The sequence below is a fragment of the Pseudomonas weihenstephanensis genome (genome assembly GCF_001043055.1).
Classification (GTDB): Bacteria; Pseudomonadota; Gammaproteobacteria; order Pseudomonadales; family Pseudomonadaceae; genus Aquipseudomonas; species Aquipseudomonas weihenstephanensis.
This window is the reverse complement of sequence record NZ_JYLF01000030.1, coordinates 1-703: the sequence shown is the minus strand read 5'-3', so window position 1 is coordinate 703 and position 703 is coordinate 1. Positions and strand designations below refer to the sequence as shown.

Genomic DNA, 703 nt, shown 5'->3' with positions numbered 1-703 from the left:
AAGGCATGGCCAACAGCGCCACGCAGCACCTGCTGCCCGACGACATCAAGCAGTCGGTCCTGACCCACACCGCTCAACTGCGGGCCATGGGGCCAGAGCTGCGCACGCAACTGAACAAACTCACCGCTCAAGACGTTGAATACTCGATTGGCTGGCTGCTGCTGATCCTGTCCAGCGCGAGTGCTTTGTGGCGCAAACGCAATGCTCCCGGTCAAGGCACAAGTGTTAAACCTAAGGAGACCAACCAAGCCAAAAAAACGGCGGCTGAGGGTGAGGTTGAAGCCAGCCAAAAACAAGTGCCTGCGACCCAGGCAGCTAACCCACAAAAGAACTGTGCTTGCGCCCATACACCTCACAGCATCAATTTCGCGCTGGGCGCCGAATCCCTCAGTCATACCGACTTCAACTTGCCGGGCGCCTTCGCGATTGACTGGACACGCACCTACTGTTCACGCCTGAGTGCCTACGACAACGGCGTGCTCGGCGCCCGTTGGATCAACGAATTCACCACCCGTTTTGACCTGCACGACAAGGGTCTGGTGTTCCACGACGCGGATGGGCGCGACCACAAGTACCCCCTGAAACCCGTCGGCGAAGCGCACTACGACGCCATCGAAAACCTGACGCTGGTCCGCGTCACTGACAACTCCTTACTCCTCTGCCGAGGCTTCGAACGCAGGGAAACCTACGTTCGCCACGGCGA

The 703-nt window shown here is 59.2% G+C and carries 1 protein-coding gene; it reads left to right on the top strand.

Going from position 1 to position 703, the window contains the following annotated elements; all coding sequences use genetic code 11:
• A partial coding sequence (locus TU86_RS22070) for a DUF6531 domain-containing protein (RefSeq protein WP_048366451.1) occupies positions 1-703 on the top strand: 703 nt, incomplete at both ends.